Source organism: Mycobacterium sp. E3247, assembly GCF_001667785.1.
GTDB lineage: Bacteria > Actinomycetota > Actinomycetes > Mycobacteriales > Mycobacteriaceae > Mycobacterium.
The window spans coordinates 1-5,289 of sequence record NZ_LZJG01000216.1 but is presented as its reverse complement, the minus strand read 5'-3'; the positions used below and the strand labels follow the sequence as shown (position 1 = coordinate 5,289).

The 5,289-nt window shown below is 69.4% G+C and carries 4 protein-coding genes; 2 read left to right on the top strand and 2 right to left on the bottom strand.

Annotated elements, in window-relative coordinates:
* Nucleotides 1-183: 183 nt before the first annotated feature.
* Both A9X04_RS11830 and A9X04_RS11825 read left to right on the top strand, forming a co-directional pair.
* The gene (locus tag A9X04_RS11830) at nt 184-1,983 is read left to right on the top strand and encodes an NAD(P)/FAD-dependent oxidoreductase (protein ID WP_067920521.1); all 1,800 of its coding nucleotides are present in this window, start codon (nt 184-186) and stop codon (nt 1,981-1,983) included.
* Nucleotides 1,980-3,596 carry an NAD(P)/FAD-dependent oxidoreductase gene (locus A9X04_RS11825; protein WP_067920519.1) on the top strand — a complete coding sequence of 539 codons (1,617 nt, stop codon included), beginning with the start codon at nt 1,980-1,982 and terminating at the stop codon, nt 3,594-3,596. The genes A9X04_RS11830 and A9X04_RS11825 overlap by 4 nt, the downstream gene beginning before the upstream one ends.
* Here the strand turns inward: A9X04_RS11825 and A9X04_RS29680 are convergent.
* Both A9X04_RS29680 and A9X04_RS11820 read right to left on the bottom strand, forming a co-directional pair.
* Nucleotides 3,477-4,637 (bottom strand): NDMA-dependent alcohol dehydrogenase, encoded by a 1,161-nt coding sequence (locus A9X04_RS29680; protein ID WP_082972783.1) that lies wholly within the window; start codon nt 4,635-4,637, stop codon nt 3,477-3,479. The two genes, A9X04_RS11825 and A9X04_RS29680, sit on opposite strands and share 120 nt — an antisense overlap.
* 58 nt (nt 4,638-4,695) lie before the next feature.
* Nucleotides 4,696-5,289, bottom strand: a 594-nt coding sequence (locus tag A9X04_RS11820; RefSeq protein ID WP_156751745.1) for a DUF2252 family protein, incomplete at its 5' end; no start/stop codon positions are given.

Genomic DNA, 5,289 nt, shown 5'->3' with positions numbered 1-5,289 from the left:
GGCGGCCACGTCCCCGCCCCGGAACTATCACGCCGCGCTGGCCGCGGCGAAGAAGTTGATCCGGGGAACGTTGCTTGGCTCGGGGCCCGCAGTAGCTGCGGGCAGGCGCAGAAAGCTGCGACAGGACCCTTGATGTGATCAAGCGATTGATTATATAGTCGGGCGCGCGAGAGGATCGTGTCCGTGACTGAAACCGTTGGCGTGGGATTCGACGTCGACGCGCTGCGACGCAGGTACGCCGAAGAGCGCGCACGTCGCCTGCGCCCGGACGGCATCGCGCAGTACGTGGAGACGACCGGGGCCTTCGCCCACTTCGCCGAAGACCCCTGGACGGACGGGACTTTCGACCGCGAGCCGCTGACCGACGAGGTCGACGTGGCCATCATCGGCGCCGGGTTCGGCGGGCTGTTGACGGGGGTGCGGCTGCGTCAGCTCGGTGTCGACAGCGTGCGGCTGATCGACAGGGCGGCCGACGTGGGCGGGACGTGGTACTGGAACCGGTACCCGGGAATCGCCTGTGACGTCGAGTCCTACGTGTACATGCCGCTGCTGGAGGAACTCGGCTACCTGCCGACCGAAAAGTACGCCAAGGGGGCGGAGATCTTCGCTCATTGCCAGCGGATCGCCCGGCACTACGACCTCTACCGCGAAGCGTGCCTGAGCACCGACGTACGCGAGATACGTTGGGATGCAGAAGGATCGCGCTGGATCATCCGCACCGACCGCGGCGACGAGATGCGGGCCCGGTTCGTGTCCATGGCCAATGGCTACCAGGCCAAACCCAAGCTGCCCGGCATCGAGGGCCTCGGCGCGTTTCGCGGCCACGCGTTCCACACCAGCCGGTGGGACTATGCCTACACCGGGGAGAACCTGGAGCACCTCGCCGACAAGCGCGTCGGGATCATCGGTACCGGGGCCACGGCGATCCAATGCGTCCCGCACCTCGCCCGGGCGGCGCGGCGGCTGCACGTCTTCCAGCGCACGCCGTCGTCGGTGGACGTGCGGGCCAACCGTGCGACGGATCCCCTGTGGGCCGGCACATTACGGCCGGGCTGGCAGCGCAGGCGCATCGAGAACTTCCAGATCCTCACCGCCGGCGGCCAGGCCGACGAAGACCTGGTCGACGACGCCTGGACGAGCATCACGCGCAAGCTGCCGGTGATGCGCCACGACGGCGACGGCGTCGTCGACCCGGCGCAGCGTGGCCGCGACATCGAGATCGCGGACTTCGCCAAGATGGAGGAAATCCGGGCGCGGGTCGCGGGCATCGTCGCCGATCCGTCGACCGCGGAGGCGCTCAAGCCGTGGTACGGGTACTTCTGCAAACGACCCTGCTTCCACGACGAATACCTGCAGACGTTCAACCGCGACAACGTCACCCTGGTCGACACCCGCGGCCGTGGCGTGCAGCGCATCACCGAGTCGGGTGTGGTGGTCGACGGCGTGCCCTACGAGCTCGACTGCCTCATCTTCGCAACGGGTTTCGAGGTGGGCACCGACTACTGCCGTCGGACGGGCTTCGAGCTGATCGGCCGCGACGGGGTGTCGCTGACCGAACACTGGCGTGACGGGGTGCGCACCTTCCAGGGGTTGTGCACGACGAAGTTCCCGAACTGCTTCATCGAGAGCATCGCGCAGGCGGGTCTGACGGTGAACTTTCCCTACCTGCTGGACGTGCAGGCTACCCACGCCGCGTGGATCATCGCGTGGGCGCTCGAGCACGGGGTCAGCGAAGTCGAGGCCGCTCCCGCCGCCGAGTCCGCCTGGGTCGACACGGTCGTCGCCCGGTCGGCTGCCAGCGCCGAACGCGCACAAACGTGCACCCCCGGCTACTACAACCGGGAGGGCAAGGCGGACAACAAGACCCGACAAGGCAGCTTCTTCTTCGGCGCGCCCACGGAGTACGCCGACCTGCTGCGCGAGTGGCGGGGCGACGGTCGTCTGGAGGGCTACCTGATTCGCGGCGGCGAGGCCGGGCGGTGACCAGCCGGCGGGCCCGATGGCGCTACAGTCTCGGCCGGCTGCGGGCCGCGACCCGCCGCGGGCGCCCGCCCAAGGTGGCGATCATCGGTGCCGGCTTCGGTGGGCTGGCCGCCGCCGTCGCGCTGCGCTGCGCCGGCATCGACGACCTGGCGATCATCGAGGGCGACGACGGGGTAGGCGGCACCTGGCGGCGCAACACCTATCCCGGCGCCGCGTGCGACATCCAGAGCCACCTCTACTCGTTCTCGTTCGCGCCCAACAAATCCTGGACCCGTACCTACGCGCGGCAGCCCGAGATCCTGGCCTATCTCGAGTCGGTCGCCGACGACTTCGACCTGCGCCGGCACCTGGTGCTGGGCACCCGGGTGCGCTCGGTCCGCTGGAACGGCGTGGCGTGGGATTGCCGGCTGGACCGGGCGGGGCGCGAATCCACCCTGACCGCCGACGTCGTCGTGTGCGCCGTCGGGTTGTTCGGCTCCCCAAGGCTTCCCGACATTCCGGGACTGGCCGACTTCACCGGCACGCTCATGCACACCGCGCACTGGGATCACGGCGTCGACCTGGCGGGCAAGCGGGTGGCCGTCATCGGCACCGGCGCCAGCGGGGTGCAGGCCGTCCCCGAACTGGCCAAGATCGCCGACCGGGTGAGCGTCTTCCAGCGCACGCCGCCGTGGATGGTGCCCAAGGATGACCGCCCCTACAGCGCAACGGAATTGGCAAGGTTTCGGCGCAACCCACTGGCCGTCCGCCGCACCCGCTGGCAGATCTGGAAGTTCCAGCACGACAACACCGCGACCTTCGCCGACGACCCCGTCATCGACGCGCGCACGCACGTCGCGACGTCGTTCCTGGAGCGCACCGTCGCCGACGAGCGGCTGCGCCGGGAGCTGACGCCCGACTACCCGTTCCGCTGCAAGCGAGTGTTGCTGGGCGACGACTTCTACCGGGCGCTGCAGCGCGACAACGTCGAATTGATCACCGACCCCATCGACGGCATCGACGGATCGTCGGTGGTCACGTCGGCCGGACGCGCGGTCGACGTCGACGCGATCGTGCTGGCCACCGGGTTCGAGACGTCGCGCTATCTGTCCGGCATCGACGTCATCGGGATCGGTGGACGCCGGCTGCACGAGCGATGGGGCGACGACCCGAGTGCGTACCTGGGCGTCGCGGTCAGCGGCTTCCCGAACTTCTTCATGCTGTATGGCCCCAACACCAACCAGGGCGGAAACTCGATCGTCTACATCCTCGAGGCGGGTGCGCGACTCGTCGCCAGCGCGGTCAGCCGGATCGCACGCAAGGGCGGCTACCTCGACGTGCGACCCGAGGCCGAAAAGCGTTACAACGAACAGCTTTCCGCCGACCTGGAGCGCACCATCTGGACCCGGTGCGACAGCTACTTCCGCTCGCCCACCGGCCGCATCGTCACCCAGTGGCCCTACACCGAGCTGGAGTACGCCCGCCGCACCTGGCGGCTGCGACCGCGAGACTGGCTACTGTCCCAGGCCGAAGTCGATGACCCCGCGGATCAGGCGGCCGGCGGTCAGGTCGGCGTAGGCGGCGTTGATGTCGTCGAGCCGATAGCGCTTGGTGATCATCTCGTCGAGGAGTAGCCGACCCGACTGGTACAACGTGGCCAGCAGCGCGATGTCGCTCCTGGGGTTGCACGACCCGAAGACCGTGCCGCACAGCGTCTTGTTCATCAGGATGAAGTCCTGCAGCGCGACGGCGATCGAACCCAACGCCGGCGACGGCAGCCCGGTCAGCACGCAGGTGCCGCCCTTGCGGGTGAGCGCCAGCGCGGTCCCGACGTCGGCCTCGCCGATGACGGCGGGAGAGACCACGACCGCGTCCGCCATCACACCGCGGGTCAGGTCGCGGACCAGCTCGACCGCGTCCGCGGCTGTCGCCGCGGTGTGGGTCGCGCCGAACGTGAGGGCGGAGGTGCGCTTGAAGTCGCTGACGTCGACCGCGACGATCCGGGCCGCCCCGTTGATGCGGGCGCCCTGGACGGCGGCGGTGCCGATCCCGCCGGTGCCGACCACCACCACGGTGTCACCGCCGCGCACGCCGGCCCGCCGGGCGGCCGACCCGAACCCGGTGGGGACCGCGCAGGCCAGCAGGGCGGCGGGCACCAGAGGAAGGTCGGGATCGATCTTCACCAGCGAGTTGGCCGCCACCACAGTGTGTTCGGCGAACGCGCCGATCTTCGACACGTGGCCGAGGTTGCGCCCGTCGACGGTGTGATGGCGGAAGGTGCCGTCCGTCGGCATGCCCGGCGACAACGTTCCCGATCCCATGTCACACAGGTACTGCATCCCCGAGGCGCACCACCGGCATTGGCCGCACACCGCGACGAAGGAGGTCACCACGTGGTCGCCCGGCGCGAACCCGGCGACGCCCGGCCCGACATCGACGACCACGCCGGAGCCCTCGTGCCCACCGATCGTCGGTGACATGGCGGGTAATCCCAGGGCGCGCAACGTTTCCGGCGGCGCGGCCAGCTTCCCCTGGCGGATGTGTTCGTCGGAATGGCAGAGCCCGGTGGCCGCCAGCCGCACCATCACCTCGCCCGCCTTCGGCGGATCCAGCTCGAACTCCTCGACCGTCCACGGGTGGCCGTACTCGTAGAGGATGGCCGCGCGGCTTCGCATCGACTGCCGCCGCCTTTCTGCCGAATCAGCTGTCTGGGACCGGGACGGGCGGTCCGCGTTACCGGGCGGGATCCGCGGCGACCTCGATGTCGCCGGCCGCGGCCGCGGCCTTCAATTGGTGGAAATCGTCGAGCGATTTGTCGGCGTAGGCGTAACACCATTCGGCCACCGCGGCCTGCACCATGTCGCCGGCGCCGACGTAGCCGCGCAGCAACGACGCGTTCGCGCTCTGCGAATGGGCGCGCGCCAACAGCACCGCGCAGGCGGCGACGTAGTCGCTGAACGTGGAGGCCGCCATGCCCTCGGTGTCGATGGTGCCCTTCATGTCATGGAACTGCCGGACGTAGTAGTCACGCCCGTCCTTGCGGGTCGGCCCGAGGAACACGTCCGACATCGCCTGCAGGATTCGCTGGCCGTCGACGACACGCATGCCCTGGCCCTTCGCCTCGACGGCCGCGCCCAGCATGGCCGGCTGAGGCCAGCCGCCGTATTCGTCGAGCACCGATCGGGTCGCCTCCTTGATCTGCAGGATGAGCGGGGTGCCGTTGGGGCCCACCAGGATCACCAGGAAGCACCGGGTTCCCACGCTGCCGACGCCGACCACCCGCAACGCCACGTCGGTGACGCGGAAGTGCGACAGCAGCAGCGCGAT

Coding starts and splice junctions, on each gene's coding strand:
- A9X04_RS29680 (WP_082972783.1), bottom strand. CDS start 4,637: ATGCGAAGCCGCGCGGCCATCCTCTACGAGTACGGCCACCCGTGGACG.